Origin of the sequence: Pedobacter sp. MR2016-19, from assembly GCF_014947265.1 — a bacterium.
In the GTDB taxonomy this organism is placed as follows: Bacteria; Bacteroidota; Bacteroidia; order Sphingobacteriales; family Sphingobacteriaceae; genus Pedobacter.
This window is the reverse complement of sequence record NZ_JADCNK010000010.1, coordinates 68,046-89,317: the sequence shown is the minus strand read 5'-3', so window position 1 is coordinate 89,317 and position 21,272 is coordinate 68,046. Positions and strand designations below refer to the sequence as shown.

Below are 21,272 nucleotides of genomic sequence, written 5' to 3'. Positions count from 1 at the left end.
GGGTGGTTAGGCTAGAAGAGTCATAATCTTTTACCCTTTGACAATGAAAGGCGACGTATAATATAATTTAATTGTGGATCTACTCCATTTGCAATATCACTTACCTTGGTTTTGACTGTTATCTCGGGTTTTATGCCTTCATCTTTTCTTTGTTTAGTGGGCGATTGATAGATTATTGGAATATCTACTTCAATACCAGAAGATGGTAGATACAAGAAAAAAAATTGCCCTCCATTGATTCCTTGTTTAGTTCCTCCGGTAGCCTCGCCAACCAACTTCGCATATTTGTTTTCCTGTAAAATATCTGCCATAAAAAAAGAGCTCGAACTGTTAGTTGCATTTATTAATAGATATACCTGACCAGCAAAATGGTTTTGATTTGGTATAATGGATTCGGTTGAACCAGTGTTTTTTTTGTAGTACAAGCTTGCTTTGGTTCTATTATAATCAGAAGCTAGTTTAGGCCTTTTAAAAGACGGATCCCAAGTTTGCAGGTATGGCATTAAGCTATCTGAAACTTTCAGGAACCTAAAATAACGCCTTATTGTATGATGAGCGGGATGGGTTATTAGATAGCTAATCACCTTATTGCGCACATCATCGTCCCCGCCTTCATTATCTCTAATGTCTACAATTAATTTGGATGCTCTTATATTTTTCAATTTAATAAAAATGCTATCCAGACAGTATTCATAATTTTTACCCCATCCCTTAGTTGTGAAGTCGCGAATTTTCAAATAGCCACATTGCGGTGAGAGCACCGAAAAGCTAGCCGTTGGTTGCATGGATTCTGTTTCAAAACGAGCCTGGTATCTTTCTTGCCTCACTTGTTTACTAATCATGTGTAAAGAATACTTAATCACTTCATCCTTGTTAAAAGGTTTCACCGCCACTTCATCATAGTCAGACGATGAATGCTTAGCAAAGAACAGTGGGAAATAAATATCGAATAATGCGTATCTATCTTTATTAGCAAAATAGGGAGATATGCCAATATTATCCAGTTTTTTGTTCAATCCGTGCTTTCCATCTGAACGGCTAACGGTTAACAATGAATCAATAATTTCTGCGGTTGGTCGGCCATTTATGCTAATTACCTCATCCCCGGCCTTTATCTTGCCATGTTCTGATAGATTGTGAGTCACGATTATTTTTTTATTGATGACTTTAAAGAGTAGGGGTATTACAAGTTCAGAGTTTAACTGGGAGGATAGAGCCTTTTTTTGGTTATATGGATTCAAATAAGTATGACCACACTTCAGTTTGGCAGTCAGTTGAGAAAGTTTTATATAGTATTCGTTGACACTGAGTGGCTTGTTAGTTTGTATTTTAATTTCTTTAAAATATCGATCCAGTTGTAATTTCTTAAGGTAGCGGTAAGTTCCAGGATGAAGTGATGTGAGCGCAGAGTTTAATATTGCTAAGTCCGAATGCATTTGACTTATGGTAAGCAGCATCTGCTTTTCCTGGCTGTATGATATAGTTGTCCACATCAGACATAGGATAAGTGTATACGTTTTAATCATAGAAGCAAAAGTTGTTTAAAAAGCTTGACTCATCGCTTCAAATCATATATTGATACTAATTAACTAAGGTTTTTCCAGGCTTTTAATATATTCCAGGGGTGTTTTTCCCATTTGTTTTTTGAAGGCACGGTTAAATGTCGCCTTGGAATTAAATCCACTATCCAATGCAATCCCCAGTAGTGTGATTTTTTTGTGCTCCTGGTCGTCAATCTTAGAGAGAACTTCTTTTATCCGATACCCGTTTATAAAATCATTGAAGTTAAGGTTATAGCCCGTATTGATCACCCTGGAAAGAATACCGGAATTCAACGTCATCATGGATGCAAGCTGATTTAAAGTGAGTTCTGATATCAGGTAGGGCTTCTGCTGATCCAGCAACTTGGTGAGTTCGCTCATACGTACAGGTAAATCTAAAAACACCTTGGGCTCATATGACTGATCATCGTCAATCTTTGCTCTTTGGGTAAAATACAAAGCTGGTTTAGTTGCTACCTGAAACATGTAACCTTTTATTCCCAGATAGTAGACCAATACCCCTAAGAACATATAACTGTACCAATCTGCCTTGTAAGATAGAGGAGTAACCCAATTTATCAATTGATATATAAACATCAAAACCAGCCCTGTACCTAATGCCAAAAGTATATTCCTAAGCCAAACAAAATCCAGGTTTTCCAATGAAGAAAGGTTTTGAACTGCGTATTGCTTATACGCGTAGAAAGATTTGAAGGTTAGTAATAGATAATATACAAACGAGCCGTAGCTTATTAGATTAAAAAGCATCGTTTTGTCAATCTCAGCCAATGGTCCCTTGGTACCGAATTGAGTATAGAGGTTTTTTGGAAATGGGAAATACAGGATATAATCTATTGATAATTTACCAAGAATAACTGCCGCCCAGATTATAGGGAGCCAGATATGATTGGCATGTTTCTTTTTAAACTTAAAATTTTGGTTGGTAGCAGATAAAAAATAAAAGTAAATCAATGGGCCTATTAGACAGATTGTATTAAAAGGGAAATAGAACATGAAACTGGTATAGGTATCATGCGAATCGTACCAACCAGCAAAACCAAGCATCCAAAAAGCTATCTTTATGCCTATCATCAAAAGGATAATGCCCAAAAGTAGATTGGATATCTTGAATTTATCTCCCGTTTTACAAATCAACAGTATTCCGAACAAAACAGCTTGCGAAAAGGGCAATAACAAAAATGCGCTGTAGATGTTGAATTCAAATGCCATCATAAACTTTCTCTTGTAAAGATATATATATGAAACTGATCTTTAAAAAGTGTAAACGTATTTATTCTTTTCCTCATTATTTGATAATCAATTAGGTCTGAAGATCTCAGGGGTATATCCCTTATATGACTTCTTAAAGCATATTTTTTATAACTGATTATCATAAACCCATTCCATTATTGAAATCTGAATTTTACTTTTTGATAATGAATCTTTGATAATTTGCGCTATATCAAAAACGAAGGATTGAATGTAATCCAAAACTCTAATCAGAAATCTTAGTTATATCATTTGAAATAGCTCAAAAATGGTTATCTCAGATCATTAGTTTGATATGAAACTGGCAAGGCGCTAACAATATACCAGCGCCTTTTAACATTAGTGTTTATCTATTTTATAGAATTCGATCTTTTTCATCAATGGCCAGATCATTGATGCTTGCGAACCGTTTCTCCATTAGCCCGTATTTATCAAATTCCCAAAGCTCATTACCAAAGCTGCGGAACCATTGCCCTTGATGGTTATGCCATTCATATTCAAAGCGAACTGCTATACGGTTATCAGTAAATGCCCAAAGTTCTTTTTTAAGCTTGTAGTCAAGTTCATTCTCCCATTTGTTTGCTAAAAATACTTTGACTTCTTCGCGGCCCGAGATAAATTCCGACCGATTGCGCCATTCTGTATTAAGGGTATAGGCCATGCATACTACTTCAGGATTGCGGCTATTCCATGCGTGCTCTGCAAGCATAACTTTCTTCACCGCGGAATCGTAGTTAAACGGTGGTACTGGGTTTTTAATTTCCATCAATCATTTGATTTATTTGTTATTTGAAAAAAGAGGCTGTCTCATAAATATGAATGTCATCCTGAGGAGTAATTATTTCATAAAATCAATATAAAAGACAGATTAGGCTGCGCGAGATCGTCATTCCCAACTCGATTGGGAATCGTAATGCAAGCGCTTTAAGATTCCCGCATGCGCGGGAATGACGGCCGTGCTAATGGATTCTGTCTATGGTACCGTGTCCAAGGACTTGTTGAAACTACCTTAAGGGAGCGTTTCGATGCTTCGGCAAGCTTAGCACAGGCTAAGCTCAACGTGGCAACATCTAGGATAAATTGATTTATAGGACAGCCTCTTGCTTTATGGATTATACATAACCATGCTCTTCAACCTGCCAACTCCAGGTACAAATCCTTCACATTTAGGCCGTATTATATCCGAAAAACTTATTTTGGAAGGGTGGAGAGAAACTTCAGTATTTCATTTCCTATCTCCTGTGCATGGGTTTCTAACGCAAAGTGACCAGTATCATAAAATTTAACTATTGCGTTAGGAATATCTTTTTTATAGGCCTCAGCTCCGGCTGGAAGAAAAAATGGATCTTTATTTCCCCACACAGCAAGCAATTTTGGTTTATTGGTTCTAAAATACTTTTGAAACGATGGATACAGATCAACATTTGTTTTATAGTCTTTCAACAGGTCAAGCTGAATTTCTGCAGATTCTGGTCTATCTAGAAAATACTGGTCCAAAATGTAAGCTTCGGGGGCTACTAGCGATGAATCGGTAACACCAGTAAAATATTGGAATTTCGTTCCCTCATTGCTATAAAAAGACCTTAGTGCATCTCTATTTTCCTGGGTGTCATTTTCCCAATATTTCTGAATTGGATTCCACCCCGTACTCAATCCTTCTACATAGGCATTGCCATTCTGCGAAATAATCCCCGTAATTTTCTCTGGATTTGCAAGTGCCAGACGAAATCCGGTTGGTGCACCATAATCGAATACATAAATTGCAAACCTTTTTAAACCTAATTCATCAATAAAACCCTGCATTGTTTTGGCCAGATTTTCAAAAGTATAGTTATAAGTTGTACGATCTGGCAAATCAGTATTTCCAAATCCAGGAAGATCAGGGGCTATAACGTGATATTTTTTGTTTAACATCGGTATCAGATTGCGAAACATATGTGACGATGTTGGGTAACCATGCAATAGTAATATTGTAGGGGCTCCTGCCGGGCCTGACTCTCTATAAAATACGCCAAGTCCGTTTACATTTACTTTGCGGTGATGAACAAGCCCAACTTCTAAAGCAGGACTTGTTTTAACTGTGTTTGATTGTGCCATAATTTCTGTTCTCCCTAATAAGCCAGTCAAGATGATCGTGAAGGCTATTTTTAGTTTTTTCATTTTTCCTTTTTTTTATTCAAAAGTAAACCTGATATTTAATCTTTCAAAATGATTTATAAAGATACTATGTATCTCAATTTAAGATTTATGAATACGAATGACCTTAATTTATTTGAAGCCGTTGCGCATTATGGCAGTTTTACAAAGGCTGCTGAAGCCATGTTTACAGTTCAATCAAATGTAACTACCCGTATAAAAAATCTGGAAGAGGAGTTTGGCGCACTGCTTTTTACCAGAAACAACCGCAAGGTCGAATTAACTCCGGAAGGCGAAAAACTTATTAGGTATACCAAGCAAATCAACCATATTTTGGATGAGGCAAAAAGGTCGATTGGTAAAAGTGACATCGTAAAGGGCCAGATTAAAATTGGATTTTTGGAAACGATGATGACCCTGAAAGGACCCGAACTTGTTAATGAACTTGCCTCTAAATTCCCTTTTGTTGACCTGGATTTTAGATCCGCGATGAGAGCCAGCTTAATTAGTGATGTGTTGAATTATAAACTAGACGCTGCATTTATCCCTGCTCCACTTGACATTCCTGAGCTTGAACAAATTAAAATAAATGACGAACAGGTCGTAATTGTTGCTCCGGCAGATTGTGAAAACCTGGATGTTTTACTTAAAAAAAATCCGATTAAAACAATAGTTTTCGATCAGGGCTGCGTCTTTAGAGCTAAACTTGACTCCTGGCTTGTAAGTAAAGGTATTGCCGAATATCATAAAACCGTAATGAATTCCATTGAGGGCGTTGTAAATTTCATTGAATCTGGTATTGGATTTAGTGTTCTGCCAGAAGAAATCATAAGTACGTTTTATGGTAATAGAAATATAAAAACATTCCCTCTGCCAAAGGAGTTGGGCCTTATGACAACGATTTTGGTCTACAGAAAAGATGTGCCACTTTCCCCTGCTTTAAAAGCCTTTATCAGCATCAGTAGCGGAACAAAAAGTAACAATATCGATAAATAAAGATTTCACATTCAAGTCTCAACCTGTTTCAAATAAAATACTTGATTTTATGGAAGCCAAGGAAAAACTTAAGCAACATTTTTTAGCAAATACAACAATTACCATCCGCTATGGTAAGCAGAAAGCATTTTCATAGCCAATTGGTTTATTTAATAGTAATGGGCAACGATGCAGCAGGTAAGCCATCGGCTGTTGCTGTTATTGTAACGGTACCCGGTTTATTTTTAGCGCCAATAATTGCCAGGGCCAAACCATTAAAGGTTTTTCGATGATCGGCTTTGAACGATTCATGGCTGGTTTGGCTTCCATTATCAACACCCGCAAGGAAGCTGTCGGCTCCTGACAGTTTGAATTTAACATCATTATCTGCATTCGGCACCATTATGCCATTCTTATCTACAATTTTAACCGTGATAAAAGAAAGATCATGATCATTTGAACGTATGCTGCTCCTGTCGGCACTTAATTCTATCCTGGCTGGCGCCCCTGCGGTTCTAACTTCTGTAGTTTTCACCACTTTGCCATTTTTGCGCGATACGGCCTTTAAGGTTCCCGGCTCATAGTTTACTTTCCAGGCAATGTGCAGGCTGTCTCCCTGTTTTGATTTTGTACCTAATGATTTGTCGTTTAAAAACAGTTCAACCTCATCGGCATTACTGTAATAGGCCCAAACATCAACAACTTTACCAGCTTCCCAGTTCCAGTGCGGTAATAAGTGGAGCACTGTTTTATTGGTCCATTCGCTCTGATATAAATAATAAACGTCCTTAGGGAAGCCAGCCAGATCTACTATCCCGAAGTATGAACTGCGGGACGGCCATTGATAAGGCCATGGTTCGCCTATATAATCAAACCCGGTCCATACGAACTGGCCGGACAGAAAAGCATGTTTTTTATATATTTTCAAGGTTTCCTCGTGGGTATGACCCCAGGGTGCCGAAATATTATCATAAGCATTAACGGTATGATCAGCATTCATTTTCCAACTTACCTTTTTGCCATTCACTACCCCGCCTCCCGGCCACCGTTTAATGGTATCGGGCGAAGTATTGTAAACACCGCGGCTTTCCAGCGCCGAAGCTGTTTCGGTACCAATGAATTTTTTACCAGGGTAATCCTTCTGGAAATTGGCCAGTTTATCGTTATGGTAATTGTAGCCTAAGAGGTCAACAGCGCCCGATTCGACAATTTTATTGCCCGGGCCGGGTTCGTTATTGCCTGTAGTGATTGGTCTTGTGGTATCCAGTTGATGAATGATACCGGCGAGCTCGCGGGCTATACGTGTCGCGCTGGTATCTCTTTGCTCGGGTATTTCATTTCCAATACTCCATATGATCACCGAAGGGTGGTTCCTGTCTCGCAGTATCTGATCTGTCAGGTCGCGCTTGTGCCATTCCTTAAAGAAAAGATGAGAGTCAAACTGAGGCCTCTTATGAACCTGCCATACGTCAAATGCTTCGTCCATAATAATAAGGCCCATGCGGTCTGCAAGGTCTAAAAACTGTGGTGCGGGTGGGTTGTGTGAGGTGCGTATCGCATTTACGCCCATTTCCTTTAATATTTTAAACTGCCTTTCCAGCGCGTGCACATTAAATGCGGTGCCCAGCGCGCCCAGGTCATGGTGTTGGCAAACGCCGTTTATTTTCATGTAAACCCCGTTCAGACTGAAGCCTTTATCCGCATCAAAATTGAAATAACGGATACCCAGCGGTGTTTCATACTGATCAACCACTACGTTATTCACCAATATTTTAGTTTGTACTTTATACAGGAACGGTTTGTTAACCGACCATAATACCGGGTTATTAACACCAAAATTCTGGCTTATGGTAGTAACCGTATCCTTTAAACTAAGGCCTGTAAGGGTTTTGCTTGCTACTACTTTGCCGTTGGCATATATGCTGCTGACAACAGTGGCAAGTTGAGTATTGCCTGCCGCGTTTTTTATGCTAACGCTCAGGTTAATATCGGCATGGCTGGCGCTTACCTTTGGTGTGGTTACAAAAGTACCCCAATGGTTAACGGCAATTTTGTTGGTGCTGATCAGCCAGACATTGCGGTAAATGCCCGAACCTGAATACCAGCGGGAATTTGGTTGTAAAGAATTATCAGCCTTTACAGCTATCACATTTTTACCGCCATAATTTAAATAGGGCGTAAGTTCATATCTGAAACTGATATAACCGTTTGGTCTGTAACCTAAATGATGACCGTTTATCCATACATCGCTTTTTTGATAAACACCGTCAAAAGCAATATAGATCAATTTGCCTTTATCTGTTTGCGGGATGGTAAAGGTTTTACGGTACCAGCCTATACCGCCTGGCAAAGCGCCACCTTCCACAGTGGCCGGGTTTTCTTTTTTAAATTCGCCTTCTATGCTCCAGTCATGAGGTAAATTTAATTTTCGCCAGCTGGCATCATTAAAATCAACGTTTTGGCCGTTGGGTATGTCGCCCAGGTTAAACGTCCAGTTTTGGTCAAAATCCAAAACTGACCGGCCACTTTGGGCATGCACAGCAGCTGATAAACTGATCAGGATAAACAAGTAATATAATTTTTTCATTTTGGTTAGAAATAATTATTAAATGTATCTATAACGTTTATTTATAGCAAGTGATTTAACGTAAATTATATGTTATATTAGATATTTCGGCTCTTCAGCAGATGTGGTTCGCATATATGATATTTATAAAAATGGATTTAACTTTTCGCATAACAATTAATTATCGCATTGTCCTAATTCATGTTCTATTGATAAACAAAGAAGTTGGATATTTTAAAGGTGAAAAATGACTTCTGAAGTAATGGCGAAACATGTTTTCAGTCATCACTTTATTTGTCTATTTAATTCTTCTCGAAATGGAAAATAGCTCCGTTGATTTGCTTCTGCCTTTTAAAACGTTATCCCCAACTGATGTTATGATGTAGTTGTTGGGAAACTGAATTATTTTTGCCAGATTTTCAGATATAAGTAGATCAGTATTGAAATGGTTACAAAGTCCCTGGACCCTTGCTGAAGTATTGAGTACATCTCCCGTAAAAATAATTTCTTTTTTAAGCGATCCGATTTCCCCGGTAGTTACCATACCGTAATGCAATCCCGCTTTGAAGCCTGGTAAACAACCATACCTGTTGTTGTACTTGTTAGTTTCCTTTTCTAAAACAAGTTTCATAGCAAAAAAGCACTCGATGCAATTATTGTTTTTTAACCCGTCTTTCAGCTTCCAGCATATGATCATTTCATCACCAGCATACTGATAAATCGTGCCGGCATAGTCAATAACTGCACTCGATAGATCGAAGAAATATTCTCTTAACATTTCGAAGTATTGGACATGGCCTAGCTTTTCGGCAATTGTAGTTGATGACTTCATATCCAGAAACATAAATATCCTTTCTTCCTGTACAGGGTGATGGTATGTTCCCAAAAAAAAATTACGCAATGTGCCCTGGCCCAAACTAACGCTAAATTCAGCATAGAATTGGGTAATCACAATTATTGCACCCATATAGATCATAATACCGATCATTGCGTAGTCAGTTAAAAAGGCCAAAGCTGGCGATGAAAGGATTTTGAAAGGATATCCTTTCTGTGTGTAAAGCAAATTAATTAGCGTAATGACAGTAAGGAATGTGATTACAATGAACAGATAAATGACCGATTTAGATACAATTTTTCTGGTGAAACTTTTTTTGATGAACCACTTGCTAAAATAAACAATCTCCAGGATCCCGGTAAGTATTCCCATGAGCATTCCTGCAGCAGGGATTGCGATTATACTTCTTCTAAAATCATAGGGGACACCGGTAGCCGGATAAGCGTCTAAATAGCCCATAATACCTTTTTCCAGTACGCAATAAATGAGGCTAAAGATAAACCACAATACGCCGAAAGGAATAACGCGTTCTATATTTCTTTTCGTTTTTGGTGACAGCATAGACTAGAATTTTATTTAAGCTCCATCTAAAAAGACCTTCCCGGCTTTTATTATACGTTTAATGTACTGGTGGCCAGTTCAAGGTACTGAAATATATTAAATATTTTCAGTTGGCCGATATCCCTTAAGATATTGTTTATTTCTTGATTTTTGACAAAAGATGCATCGGGAATCTATAGCTATTTTCGTATTTTAGATAGTCTGCGGGCAAATTAGAAATCCATTAGTGAGGATAAAAGGTTAAGACAATCTTTTTAAAAGAAGTTTCAGACCTGCCAATGAAGTAAAATAGGCATTTTGGAATACACCATTAAAATAAGGGATGTCAGAAAGTTCAAAGTTACAGGCTACTACAAAAGCCGAGGATAAGAAGTTAATCAGGCAGATCGTTTTCATCGTTTCGAATTAGTTTTTAGTGTTTAATATCAGTGTTAGCATTGCATCAAGGCAGGTTGCATTTGGGCATGTATTAATTGACTTGTAATTGTTAAATTTGATAAGGCAAACATAACATGCTTGCGAATCCCGGCATTGTAAGAAAACGAAAAGAAGTAATGGAAGAAACGGACATAAACGAAGCATTATTTTTTGTAGAGCCACCTTTAGAAGATGTAATTAATAGCTTCTATCACATGTTGGTTGCCCCAGGTGGAGCACCTATCACCAGGCATGTTTGTCCAAATTTGGAAATGATGCTGGTATTTAACTTTGGTGTACCTGTACGCATTTCCTTTCACAATAATCCGCTGGATACTGAAGTCATCTGTCGTAGCGCTGTAATCGGGCCGCTCCGACAGATGCTGAACTATGAACTGCTGCCCGGTGCAGATGCTCTGGTTGTTAATTTTAAGTTCAATGGTTTTCAGCGCTTGTTTGGCATGCCTTTAACGGGACTGACTGGCGAGGGATTGAAAGGTGCAGAGATTTTAAAGGATGATGGTCTTTTTGATCGCCTTTGGCAAGAACTAGCAGCCCTACCTACAACTGAACAAAGAGTGGGGTTACTTCGGCAGTCAGCCATAGGCTTGTTGAAGGAAAACGATCAGGTACTGCAAACGATAATCAGTAACCTAGCCCAGTTTTTCGATCCCTGTGTTGATCCGGTAAAGGCCATAGCGGCTGATACCCGTCTTTCAGAAAGAAGTATTCAGCTGAAATTTCAAAAGCATACCGGCTATTCTGTTAAAGAGCTGCTGCGCTTTTTGCGTTTTAAAGAAGTTATTGCATATATCCTTGCCCGAAGCAATCAGAAGATAGCGATTTTTGACCTGATCACCAGGCACGATTACCATGACCAGAGCCACCTGATCAAAGACTTTCAGTATTTCTTAGGTCTGGCACCTCAACAGTTTATTAAAAACTTAAACAATGGAAGTTTCTGCGTAGTGAGTGATACCTATCCTTCCCAGCTATAATATAATTATTCCAGCAGCGTATTACTCAATTAGATTGAGGATGATCAGCCTGATCTGAAATAGCTACCTGAGGATATTTAATATAAGAAAATTGAGCAGCCATTTCGTTTTCTTACAATTTCCCCGCGGTCTGTGCCTATACATTTGTACTGTTCATTCAAATTAAACAGAAGCAAATATGGAATCACTTACAAAAAATGGAAACAGTATTCAGGATAATACTGAAAATCATCAAAACAATACACATTTAGAACAAACCAGCTTCAATACGACAGAAGTAATTATGCCAGGCATCATTGAGCCGGAGGGATTATTAGTTAGAAGCCGTGTACTAGATAGCCCTGCTGCCGGGCAGGTAACGGTAAAAATGGAAGCCAGCGGCATAGCTTTTGCCGAGCAGTCCATGCGCCGTGGCAGGTATTATGAGCAGCCCAAGTTTCCTTTCGTTCCGGGCTATGATCTTGTTGGTAGCGTGGTTGCAACAGGGCCAGACGTTGATCCGGCTTTAATAGGTAAACGCGTAGCTGCCATGACAAAGATTGGCGGCTGGGCAAGCTATGTGCTGCTTTCGGCCAGCGACCTGTTACCTGTTCCTGAAACTATTGATCCGCTCGAAGCTGAAACATTAATTGTTAATGGCATCACCGCCTGGCAAATGCTGCACCTAAAAGCCCAGATCAAGCGTGGACAAACGATCCTGGTTCACGGTGCCAATGGTGGAGTTGGAACAATTCTGACACAACTGGCCCTTTATGCAGGCGTCAAGGTAATTGGAACTGCTTCACCCCGTCACCATGAAACATTGCGGGCACAAGGCGTGATGCCGGTAGATTATAACGATATTGATTTAGCGGGGAGTGTGCTTAAACTTTCACCCGGTGGAGTAGATTCGGTTTTTGACCATTTGGGCGGAGCGAGTTTTGCGAGGTCTTTTGGCCTGCTTGCTAAAGGTGGTGTACTTGTTTGTTATGCCATTGCCTCGGCATTAAATGACAAGGGTAATGTTTTGATCCCGTTTTTAAAAGTATTGATACAGTTAGGTTGGTGGAACATCATGCCTAATGGTCGCAAAGCCTATTTCTACAATATCTGGGATGGAAAAGGCAGCGAAGCTTTCCAGATACAACTAAGGGAAACTTTTACGGAGCTCACCACTTTGCTCGCCAGTGGAGCGCTTAAACCGCAAATTGCTGCCCGGTTTCCACTGGCTCAAATTACAGCGGCCATGAAATTGGCGGAATCACGGACGGCTTATGGAAAGGTTGTGCTTATACCCTGAATTAAGAAGCTGTATTGTTAATATTTAATGTGGTATTGAATAGCTTATTTGCAGTATCAATGGCTGAAGCATTTTTTTAATTATGCTGCGTTAAGAAGACTTGAGGTAACGGTTGGCATTCAATATACATTTTCATTAAATTGTCGGAAAAACTTCTATTTACGGTTAGCTTTCGGTAACATCGTAATCAATAATAAATTAAATGGAGGTAGACCAAAGATTAGATTCTAAATTGGACGCTTTTAAAAAAGCTTGTATTCAGGTATTGCCCGGTCTCCAACAGAAAGACTTCGACCTTATTACACCGCACCTGCGCATGAAATTGTATGACAAGGGGGATTTGGTGCTAAGCGCTAACCAGGTGTGCGACCATATCTTTTTCCTCAATATCGGCTTTGTCCGAATGTACTACCTGGACGATAATGGAAATCAGATCAACTATCGGTTTACGGAGGATGGGAACTTCTTTGTGGATTTCCAAAGTTTTCTCACGAAAAAACCTTCCCGGTTCTCTTGGGAGGCTATGCAAAAAATAGAAGTCATCACCATAGCGTATCAAGCTGTACAGGAAATTTACCTGGCATCAAATACCTGGAATATTTTTGGCAGGGTGATGGCAGAACAGGTATACCTGCAACTCAATGAAAGGGTAGAAATGTTGCTTTTTATGCAGCCAGAAGAGCGTTACCTTCAAATGCTATTAAAGTATCCAAACATTATCAACCAACTTCCCCAATTGCATATTGCTTCTTACTTAGGGATTAAGCCCGAAACGCTCAGTCGAATCCGAAAAAGAATAGTTAAGCGTTGATTTCTTGATTGAAGTCAATAAACGAGAAGAACGTAACGTATAATTTTGCCAAACAAATAAAATAAAAAATGGTAAAATTTTCAATTTTCTTACGTAAACACTCAACAATGAATCAGGAAGAATTTGTGCATTATCACAAAACTATTCATGCCAAATTATTTACATCTTTAAAAGTAGTTCAGGAACATGTCATTAAATATGTTCAGTGCCATGCGCTACCTGTTTCTATCCCGGGTTTCCCGGAAATGTATTATGATGGAATAACAGAGCTATGGTTCCGTGATGAAGAATCAATTGCCAAGGTTTTTGGAGCAGATGAATACCTGATGTTGGTAAGACCCGATGAAGAAAAATTCATCGCTATGAATGAATGTGGGTTTTTGATCACAAAAGAATATCCGGTAATCTAGAAATTACATTTGAAGGTCATATAAGCTTGTCACTCGAATAAATCGACCTAAATAGTACTTCAATTGAATTTGTCACGTTGAGCCTCCAATAGCCTCATTGCGGTCGAAAGGACGATTTATCTTCAACTGTCATTTCAACTCCTTTGTTTTTTTTGAAATAAAAAACTGACCAGTCCTAATTCGGCTACAATTAAACCTGTTTTGGTCACATTCTACTGATATATTACAAGGAGATTTGTATCATAAATAGTATAATTATGAAAAGGATTTTAGTAATCGGGGCCTCTGGATTTATAGGTGGTTATCTCACAAAACAATTATTGACAGAAGGTTACGCCGTACGCTGTATGGTGCGCAATCCAGGGAAGGTGCATGAACTGGCAGATTTGGGCTGTGAAATTGTAAAAGGTGATTTTTCTGATCCCTCGCTGGTAGAGGCTGCTCTTGAATCGATGGATGCGGTATATGTCTCTGTCCATACCCTGGCTCCTCAGCACAAAGACACCATCAGGCTTGATTTCATGGACGTTGAAATGAACGCTTTAAAAAATATTGTAGCGGCCTGCAGGCTGCATGGTGTCCATCGACTGATCTATGTTACCTCTCTGGGTATTTCCGCAAATAGTAATGACGCCTGGACGAGCGGACGATGGAAAACGCAGGCCTATTTGTTGGAGAGCAGTTTGGATGTTACTATTATACAGCCCGGAATGATTGTTGGTATCGGTGGACAGGGTTTCAATATGGTTTTGGCCAATGCACAAAAGCGCATTGCTTTTGTGCTCGGAAATGGAAAAAATAAGTTCCGCTGTATAGCCATTGAGGATCTGGTTTATAACCTGATTGGTGTATTGGACAAATCAACTGCCTACGGCCAATGTTATGAAGTGGGCAGTGATGATGTCTTGACCGCCGACGAACTGATCGACAGAGCTGCTGCGGTGACCGGCCATCCAAATCCTTCCAAAATTCATATCCCTTTGGGTTTACTGCGTTTTGCCGCTCCATTGGTGGAACTGATAGCTAAATCGCCAAAGGGTGCCATTAAAGGTGTATTGGATGGGCTGGGAGCGGACATGGTGGGCGATCCTTCGGCAATACGACAACTATTACCCCGAAAACCACTTTCCTATGCAGAGGCTGTTAGGCAGGCCTTGACTTATCAAAATAAATAATCAATTTGCACGATGGAAAAAAGCCAGCCATTCCAGATCAAAACGATCAGTGATTTTCACAGATTGTTGGGGGCCCCCGCACCGGAGCATCCGCTGATTAGCATCATCAAAATTGAACCCTTTGAACACATACCCGAAGGCATAGCCGGGAGTGTGATTAATGGTTTTTATAGCATCTCCCTGAAAAAGGGATTCAAGTCGCCGGTGAAGTTCAAATACGGACAGCAGACTTACGATTTTGATGAAGGGGTACTCAGTTTCATGTCGCCGGGCCAGATCGGTGGTTTTGATCCTCAGAAATTTGCCAGTCCCGAGCAAACGGGTTGGCTACTGCTTTTCCATCCGGACCTGTTGTGGAACACTGCGCTGGCAAGAAAGATCAAGACCTACGATTTTTTTGACTATGCGGTTAATGAAGCACTTTTCCTTTCTGATAAGGAAGAGGTCATTTTAAACCAGATCCTGGATAATATTAGCCGGGAATACCAAAATAACCTCGATAAATTCAGCCATGATATCATGATCACGCAGATCGACTCATTGCTGAATTACTCTGAACGTTTTTACCAGCGGCAATTCCTGACGCGAAGAAAAACCAACCATCAGCTATTGGACCGCCTTAATGAACAACTTATCGCTTATTTCGAAGAAGGACATAAAAAAGGAGGTGGTCTGCCTACTGTGGGCCTGCTCGCTGAAGAACTGAATGTATCGCCTGATTATCTGAGTGGTCTGCTTAAAACCCTCACCGGGATGTCTACACAGCAGCATATTCACGAAAAGCTCATCGAAAGAGCAAAGCTGCTACTGTCTACTACCAATTTATCAGTAAGCGAAATTGCATACCAGTTGGGGTTTGAACATTCGCAGTCTTTCAGTAAGCTATTTAAAGCTAAAAATAGCCTTTCCCCGTTAGCGTTCAGGACATCGTTTAATTGATTGTAATTTCAGTGAACGATACGCAAATAATTTGCTTACTTTTTTGCTGCCGGCAGGCCTGCTATGTTGCCTGGCGCAGCACCCGCAAATCAGACTGTAACAGCTACTAAGTTCAAAAGTAGCTTATGCTATTAAATGCAAAGGGTCTGCTTAGCTAAATTGCCAGGCAGACCCTGTGTTAAGGTATTAGCCTTGCTGATCGCAAAGCCGGATCACTCTCTTAGAAGATTAGTGACATTGTACTGTTTCATTTGTGGCTAATTTAGTTAATACTTGCAACCGTAGAAACTTTTACCATTGGAACATCAATTTTCTGCGGACTTTTTATTTCCAGTAAGGTGTTTTTCTGAATTGGAAAAAATACCTCAGTCATCGCGGTAAGTCCATTATCTGCAAACAGTTCTACAGATGCGGCATCAATAAAGATGACTATTTTTTTATAATCTGCATTTGAAATCCGCGGTGAAAAATACTTTTTAGCGAAATTTTTCTCAAATTCAGCCTTGCCTGCATTACTGCGATCGATGAAATAGCCTTTGTTCTGTTCGAAACCAATAATAAGCTTCTGGTTTTTTCCATCTCCAAGTTCAATGCTGAAGTCACCCGGGCCATTAACCTGCATCTCTATCTTAGTGCCTTTTCCTTCTGTTAAACCCGCAGAAAGATCAAATGAATTAATTCCTGTCAATCCTTTGCGTTCAAACACCACTTTCTCCAACTTAGATACTTCATTAACAGGAGTTGAAGCAAGATAAATTTCTTCATCAACTTTTTTAAGGGTCAAATCGCGGGGGAGGGTAGTAGCACCTCGCCAGGAACCAGTCGGTACCACGTTGGCGTAGTTCCAATTGTTCATCCATCCCATCAGGACTTTTCTTGCGCCAGTATTGGAAAAAGTAACACCAGCATAGTTATCGGTGCCATAATCCATCCATTTTTGCTTTTCAGAATCTGGTTTAAAAGTTTTTCCATCAAAATCACCGGTAAAATACTGCGTGGCTGAACCACCATTAGGCCCACCCGGATTGATGCTGACCAGGAGTACCCAATGTGTTTTACCATCAAGTTCGAGTGGAAATAAGTCAGGACATTCCCAAACGCCACCATGAGCACCCAGCTTTTCGCCAAACTCGCTTTCCTTGGTCCATTTCTTTAAATCAGGAGAGGAATAAAATGTAATCCGGTCTTTCGTGGCCAAGGTCATGATCCATTTGCCGGTAGCGGGATGCCACATTACTTTTGGATCCCTGAAATCCCAGATGCCGGGATTGGGAAGAACCGGATTGCCTTTGTACTTCGTCCAGGTTTTACCCTCATCAAGACTATAAGCGAGACTTTGATATTGGTGAAGTCCTGTCTTCTGATCTTCAATTTTCTTGTTGTGATGAGTAAATATTGCGACCATCGCATTTTTACCAAATCCCGCCGTATTATCTTTATCTATGACCGCGCTGCCAGAGAATATCGTTCCAAGGCTATCCGGATAGAGTGCGATGGACTGCTCCTCCCAGTGAATCATATCTTTACTGGTTGCATGGGCCCAATGCATAGGCCCCCAAACAGTAGAATCGGGATTGTACTGGAAAAACAAATGGTATTTTCCATTCAAATAGACCATTCCATTTGGATCGTTCATCCAATGGGCTTTAGGTGTAAAGTGGTATTTTGGGCGATAGGGTTCCCTATCTGAACTTTTTTGTTGTACCATTCTCGTCGACGTGCATCCATAAAAAAAAGATGCAATGAGTAAACCAAAGTATAAAATTCTTTTTATTTCCATTTCTGTAAGTTTAAAATATAATTAATTATTAGTGCTTACCATATGCTTTTGAGTTTCCATGCCCGGATATTTAATTTTGTATTTCCACCCTCGGAAAAAGTTTCCAGACCAAGTTGAGTGTCAGCGGCAAATGTTGTGGCACTCACCACTTTTTCTCCATCATTCGCAAATATTTCAATCGAAGAACGATCGATAAAGATATGTAAACTAAGGCTGCCATTATTCAAAGCTAAGGGTACAGCATACTTTTTTGCAAACGATTTTGTAAAAGCGGTATCCGTAATGAAGTTGGTACAGTTGCGCCGGTCTAAGGTAAGTTCGCCAAGCTGCGGATCATATCTTAGTTCCAGTTTTCTGCCTTCTCCAACGAGCAGGTTCAATCCAAATGCCTTAGCGGTTCCGCGGGTGAATGTGGCATCGAGTTCATAAGAATTCACCTCAGGCTTAAAGTTTTTGATAGATTGAACACCTTTTAGCTGTAACTGTTGACGAATACCACTCTCACGAAGTTGGGCGAGCTGCGGTATCGGCTGCTGAAAAACCCTCAATCCTGATGGCGTTTCTCTCAAAGTCATCACCCTGGGAATGGATTGAAACCCCTTTCCCCATTTGGATGGTGCCTTGCGTGCATAGTCCCAGTTTCCCAGCCAGCCTATGGCATGAACGGTATCGGCCAGACCGTTTTTGTTGTCATAATCCCTCCAGGTTCTGGTCGCATAATAATCAGGTCCGTAATCCAGCCACAAGGCGTGTTCAAGGTGTTGATTGCTTAATTGATCAGAAAACGTGATATGATCAATAGCTATGAATCCGGTAGTTGTATCTTTGCTCAAATCTACAAGCTCCAGTTGTGCTTTTTTACCTGTCCAGGGGCGCACGTCCCATCCATTCCACTTAAACACCTTGGTATTATCACCAACAATTGTCCTCACTATCTTACCATCCACCAAAAGATTTATACAAGTGCTATCCTGGTGATTTCCACCCATCAGCAAAAAATTAATGGCTTTAGTGTTTATGATGAAAGGCAGGGATTTTGACCGGACAATTGCCCCGGTAACATTTGCTGTACTGAGGTAGTGATTACCTAAATAGTCGCTGGTTTCAGATGCCTTGTTTTTATGTTCTTCCGGAAACTTTGGCCATTTTGAATTTTTGCCCTCAAAATCCTCAAAAACAGACCCGTTGATGCCTTTTCCAGCAGTAAGGTAATCAGCGAGCTTTTCATCGGTGACAAAAGTTTTTCCATTAAAATCACCCACAAAATACTGCACTCTATTCGGACCTCGTCCGATAATCAGTACCCATTTTTTCTTATTCGTTCCCTCAATTGGAAGTTCGAAAAGATCAGGGCATTCCCAAAATGAGTTTTTTGCCCCCAAGCCTTTGAAGCTACTGCAAAAATCCCAGTTTTTGAGATCTGATGACTGATAAATATGAATCTGCTGGACATCAGGTCTGGACACGACCATCTTCCAGCTTTTATCCTGCTCATACCAGAAAACCTGTGGATCCCTGAAAAACACTTTATTGATATCCAGAATCGGATTCCCCTGGTAATAATCAAAACTTTGTCCCTCATTGTTACTGATGGAAATGGCTTGTGTTTCAGGAATCGAATCACCGGGAAGGTGTTTGGTATAGAAAGCGATCATACTATTCTTTCCAAATCCTCCGGTGTTCATTTTGTCTACGACCACCGACCCGCTGAAGTAAGAAAATCCCATTCCCTCTTTCATAGGTCTTGGCATTTCCTGCCAGTAAACCAGATCCTTTGAAACGGCATGACCCCACCAAAAAAGATGGTAAATATTGTTATAATGAACCAGTCCATCCGGGTCGCCCATCCATCCTTTTGCCGGACTGAAATGATACATAGGTCGATATTCCTGTGCTTTTCTATTGATTTCCTGGGCATGTACGCATCCGCCCACCAATAAAAACAGTCCGAGGATATACCTCAAATCAAACCTATAATCAAATTTAATGCTCATCATCCTGACGATTAATGGGTTGATACTTTCAAATTAGTAACTTTTACCTCTAAACCATTAGCAGTCAGCGACCATGGTGTACCTTTGGCACTATAACTTCTGTTTGTTAGTGCAACCTGATCGTTAAGATAGAGTACGATGATCGATCCATCCACAATAACACTAAAGTCGTATGTTTTTCCCTGTTCGAAAACAAATGGAACGCGGGTAACTTCCTGGCCGTTATTATAGGCGGCAATACGATTTGATGCCGGTTCGAACCTGATCTGGTAGGATCCGCTAAGATCAGTTTTAGCATTAAAGTTTAAGGAGGCTGTTCCATTAAGATTGCTTAAAGATAGTTTTCCTTTAACCATAGTTGTTCCGTTAAGCGCTGCAAACCTGTATCCTGAAGCTGAAGAGGTTCCGGTTAGGGTATAGGTTCCAGCCGATCCGCTAACGGTGCCGGTCTGAGCGCTTACTATAGCATCTGCATCTTTACTGAAATAACTTTTTACGCTACTTGGGGCTTTCACCGCAAGCTTATCATTGCCCAGTTTAGTAATTTGCTGGCTGATGAGGTTTCCTCCCCAGGTGCGAACACCATTGTCGTTTTCCGGATTGCGGCGGTGTGCCCAGCCGAAAGCATAACGTTCAGTGCCATTACTTGCTGTTTTACCGGCATAAAACTGATGCCCGTCAAACATATCCATTCCATCTGCTGGCTTTAACCATGGGCCTGCTGAAGACGATGCGACCCTGTAATGCGTTCCCGGGCTTGTGCTCCAATCTTCTGCAAAAAGCATAAAATACTTGTCATCAATTTTGAAAACATCTGCACACTCAAGCATCAGATAATCGCCTTCAACAGAAAGAGGTCCTCTTAATTGCCAGTTATCACTTGCCGGATCGCTACTGGTGTAAACGAGTATTACACCTTTATTGTCTTTTTGAGCACTCACCATCATCCAGTAGGTAGAAAACTCTGTATTATAGAATACATACGGATCTCTAAAGTCTGTTGTCGCATAACCGTCTGGCGCCTTAAGCGCAAAACCAGGCTTTTTTGTCCAACCTGTAGTGGTGCTGCTGGTGGCATACATAATCGCTTCGCGGGTGTTGCCTGAAACCAATGCGCTGTTCGTATTCTGCAACCAGCTGTTGTTTGAGTTAAAACCCGTATAATAAAAGTAATTTGTGTTTCCGGCTTTTACCATAGATCCTGTGCCAATGAGGTTATCTTGTGTCGATTTATTGCCATATGGAATCATCTCGCCATCATAGCTGAAATCAAGCAGGTTTTTAGAACTCAGCTTGTGGATAGCATGCTGACCAGTGCTACTTTGTTTTACCTGATCGGGATCATCGTGTAGAAAAAACAATTCAAACTGCCCGTTCACATAGCTTGGCATCACATCGCCAACCCAACCCGTGGCCTGTCCTGTAGTAGAATTCGGGCTTATTTGTGGTTTCGGGAAGATGTTAAATTTCTCTTCGCTAAAAGGCTCGGCCGGGGCGTAGGTTTTTTCTTTGGTGCAAGACAGGAAAAGCGAAATCGCCATTCCTGCTAATAATATTCTTTTCAATGCCATATTAAATCACTATTT

17 protein-coding genes are annotated in these 21,272 nt (G+C 40.3%); 7 read left to right on the top strand and 10 right to left on the bottom strand.

Annotation, left to right across the window (positions count from 1 at the left end):
• Nucleotides 1–20 precede the first annotated feature (20 nt).
• The 4 genes from IM793_RS14380 to IM793_RS14365 all read right to left on the bottom strand — a co-directional run bounded on the left by IM793_RS14380 (nt 21) and on the right by IM793_RS14365 (nt 4,970).
• Nucleotides 21–1,493 (bottom strand): S41 family peptidase, encoded by a 1,473-nt coding sequence (locus IM793_RS14380; protein WP_193422465.1) that lies wholly within the window; start codon nt 1,491–1,493, stop codon nt 21–23.
• 96 nt (nt 1,494–1,589) lie between these two features.
• Nucleotides 1,590–2,774, bottom strand: a complete 1,185-nt coding sequence (locus IM793_RS14375) for an AraC family transcriptional regulator (protein ID WP_193422463.1) — start codon at nt 2,772–2,774, stop codon at nt 1,590–1,592.
• 391 nt (nt 2,775–3,165) lie between these two features.
• Nucleotides 3,166–3,576: a nuclear transport factor 2 family protein gene (locus IM793_RS14370; RefSeq protein WP_193422461.1), complete on the bottom strand. Its 411-nt coding sequence runs from the start codon at nt 3,574–3,576 to the stop codon at nt 3,166–3,168.
• 425 nt (nt 3,577–4,001) lie between these two features.
• Nucleotides 4,002–4,970, bottom strand: coding sequence for an alpha/beta fold hydrolase (locus IM793_RS14365; RefSeq protein WP_193422459.1), 969 nt, complete (start codon nt 4,968–4,970; stop codon nt 4,002–4,004).
• 87 nt (nt 4,971–5,057) lie between these two features.
• Between IM793_RS14365 and IM793_RS14360 the strand changes: the two genes are divergently transcribed.
• The gene (locus tag IM793_RS14360) at nt 5,058–5,942 is read left to right on the top strand and encodes a LysR family transcriptional regulator (RefSeq protein WP_193422457.1); all 885 of its coding nucleotides are present in this window, start codon (nt 5,058–5,060) and stop codon (nt 5,940–5,942) included.
• A gap of 145 nt (nt 5,943–6,087) precedes the next feature.
• On the opposite strand, the gene galB is transcribed toward IM793_RS14360, so the two are convergent.
• The 3 genes from galB to IM793_RS14345 all read right to left on the bottom strand — a co-directional run bounded on the left by galB (nt 6,088) and on the right by IM793_RS14345 (nt 10,279).
• Complete coding sequence (gene galB, locus IM793_RS14355) at nt 6,088–8,508, bottom strand: beta-galactosidase GalB (protein WP_193422455.1); 2,421 nt, start codon at nt 8,506–8,508, stop codon at nt 6,088–6,090.
• A 277-nt stretch (nt 8,509–8,785) separates the two neighbouring features.
• Nucleotides 8,786–9,883 (bottom strand): adenylate/guanylate cyclase domain-containing protein, encoded by a 1,098-nt coding sequence (locus IM793_RS14350; RefSeq protein ID WP_193422453.1) that lies wholly within the window; start codon nt 9,881–9,883, stop codon nt 8,786–8,788.
• Nucleotides 9,884–10,123: 240 nt separating this feature from the next.
• The gene (locus IM793_RS14345; protein WP_193422451.1) at nt 10,124–10,279 is read right to left on the bottom strand and encodes a hypothetical protein; all 156 of its coding nucleotides are present in this window, start codon (nt 10,277–10,279) and stop codon (nt 10,124–10,126) included.
• 116 nt (nt 10,280–10,395) lie between these two features.
• On the opposite strand from IM793_RS14345, the gene IM793_RS14340 reads away from it, so the two are divergent.
• From IM793_RS14340 to IM793_RS14315, 6 genes are all read left to right on the top strand, one after another.
• On the top strand, nt 10,396–11,298 hold the full coding sequence (locus IM793_RS14340) for a helix-turn-helix domain-containing protein (protein ID WP_193422449.1): 903 nt from the start codon (nt 10,396–10,398) through the stop codon (nt 11,296–11,298).
• Nucleotides 11,299–11,476: 178 nt separating this feature from the next.
• A complete protein-coding gene (locus IM793_RS14335) occupies nt 11,477–12,577 on the top strand; it encodes a medium chain dehydrogenase/reductase family protein (protein ID WP_193422448.1) in 1,101 nt (366 codons plus the stop codon).
• Nucleotides 12,578–12,779: 202 nt separating this feature from the next.
• Nucleotides 12,780–13,388 (top strand): Crp/Fnr family transcriptional regulator, encoded by a 609-nt coding sequence (locus IM793_RS14330; RefSeq protein ID WP_193422446.1) that lies wholly within the window; start codon nt 12,780–12,782, stop codon nt 13,386–13,388.
• Between the two features lie 68 nt (nt 13,389–13,456).
• Nucleotides 13,457–13,798, top strand: a complete 342-nt coding sequence (locus IM793_RS14325; RefSeq protein ID WP_193422444.1) for an EthD domain-containing protein — start codon at nt 13,457–13,459, stop codon at nt 13,796–13,798.
• Nucleotides 13,799–14,055: 257 nt separating this feature from the next.
• Nucleotides 14,056–14,973: an SDR family oxidoreductase gene (locus IM793_RS14320; protein WP_193422442.1), complete on the top strand. Its 918-nt coding sequence runs from the start codon at nt 14,056–14,058 to the stop codon at nt 14,971–14,973.
• A 12-nt stretch (nt 14,974–14,985) separates the two neighbouring features.
• Complete coding sequence (locus tag IM793_RS14315) at nt 14,986–15,912, top strand: AraC family transcriptional regulator (protein ID WP_193422440.1); 927 nt, start codon at nt 14,986–14,988, stop codon at nt 15,910–15,912.
• A gap of 262 nt (nt 15,913–16,174) precedes the next feature.
• Here the strand turns inward: IM793_RS14315 and IM793_RS14310 are convergent, their stop codons facing one another.
• From IM793_RS14310 to IM793_RS14300, 3 genes are read right to left on the bottom strand one after another with little or no spacing between them, the layout of a single operon-like run.
• On the bottom strand, nt 16,175–17,692 hold the full coding sequence (locus tag IM793_RS14310) for a glycoside hydrolase family 32 protein (protein WP_193422438.1): 1,518 nt from the start codon (nt 17,690–17,692) through the stop codon (nt 16,175–16,177).
• Between the two features lie 35 nt (nt 17,693–17,727).
• Entirely contained in the window at nt 17,728–19,686 is a 1,959-nt protein-coding gene (locus tag IM793_RS14305; protein ID WP_193422436.1) for a glycoside hydrolase family 32 protein, read from the bottom strand.
• Between the two features lie 11 nt (nt 19,687–19,697).
• A complete protein-coding gene (locus tag IM793_RS14300) occupies nt 19,698–21,251 on the bottom strand; it encodes a glycoside hydrolase family 32 protein (protein WP_193422434.1) in 1,554 nt (517 codons plus the stop codon).
• Nucleotides 21,252–21,272: the final 21 nt, after the last annotated feature.

Excerpts from the sequence above, each read along its gene's own strand:
- IM793_RS14380 (WP_193422465.1), bottom strand. The coding sequence starts at position 1,493 with ATGTGGACAACTATATCATACAGCCAGGAAAAGCAGATGCTGCTTACC.
- IM793_RS14375 (WP_193422463.1), bottom strand. The coding sequence starts at position 2,774 with ATGATGGCATTTGAATTCAACATCTACAGCGCATTTTTGTTATTGCCC.
- IM793_RS14370 (WP_193422461.1), bottom strand. The coding sequence starts at position 3,576 with ATGGAAATTAAAAACCCAGTACCACCGTTTAACTACGATTCCGCGGTG.
- IM793_RS14365 (WP_193422459.1), bottom strand. The coding sequence starts at position 4,970 with ATGAAAAAACTAAAAATAGCCTTCACGATCATCTTGACTGGCTTATTA.
- IM793_RS14360 (WP_193422457.1), top strand. The coding sequence starts at position 5,058 with ATGAATACGAATGACCTTAATTTATTTGAAGCCGTTGCGCATTATGGC.
- galB (WP_193422455.1), bottom strand. The coding sequence starts at position 8,508 with ATGAAAAAATTATATTACTTGTTTATCCTGATCAGTTTATCAGCTGCT.
- IM793_RS14350 (WP_193422453.1), bottom strand. The coding sequence starts at position 9,883 with ATGCTGTCACCAAAAACGAAAAGAAATATAGAACGCGTTATTCCTTTC.
- IM793_RS14345 (WP_193422451.1), bottom strand. The coding sequence starts at position 10,279 with ATGAAAACGATCTGCCTGATTAACTTCTTATCCTCGGCTTTTGTAGTA.
- IM793_RS14340 (WP_193422449.1), top strand. The coding sequence starts at position 10,396 with ATGCTTGCGAATCCCGGCATTGTAAGAAAACGAAAAGAAGTAATGGAA.
- IM793_RS14335 (WP_193422448.1), top strand. The coding sequence starts at position 11,477 with ATGGAATCACTTACAAAAAATGGAAACAGTATTCAGGATAATACTGAA.
- IM793_RS14330 (WP_193422446.1), top strand. The coding sequence starts at position 12,780 with ATGGAGGTAGACCAAAGATTAGATTCTAAATTGGACGCTTTTAAAAAA.
- IM793_RS14325 (WP_193422444.1), top strand. The coding sequence starts at position 13,457 with ATGGTAAAATTTTCAATTTTCTTACGTAAACACTCAACAATGAATCAG.
- IM793_RS14320 (WP_193422442.1), top strand. The coding sequence starts at position 14,056 with ATGAAAAGGATTTTAGTAATCGGGGCCTCTGGATTTATAGGTGGTTAT.
- IM793_RS14315 (WP_193422440.1), top strand. The coding sequence starts at position 14,986 with ATGGAAAAAAGCCAGCCATTCCAGATCAAAACGATCAGTGATTTTCAC.
- IM793_RS14310 (WP_193422438.1), bottom strand. The coding sequence starts at position 17,692 with ATGGAAATAAAAAGAATTTTATACTTTGGTTTACTCATTGCATCTTTT.
- IM793_RS14305 (WP_193422436.1), bottom strand. The coding sequence starts at position 19,686 with ATGAGCATTAAATTTGATTATAGGTTTGATTTGAGGTATATCCTCGGA.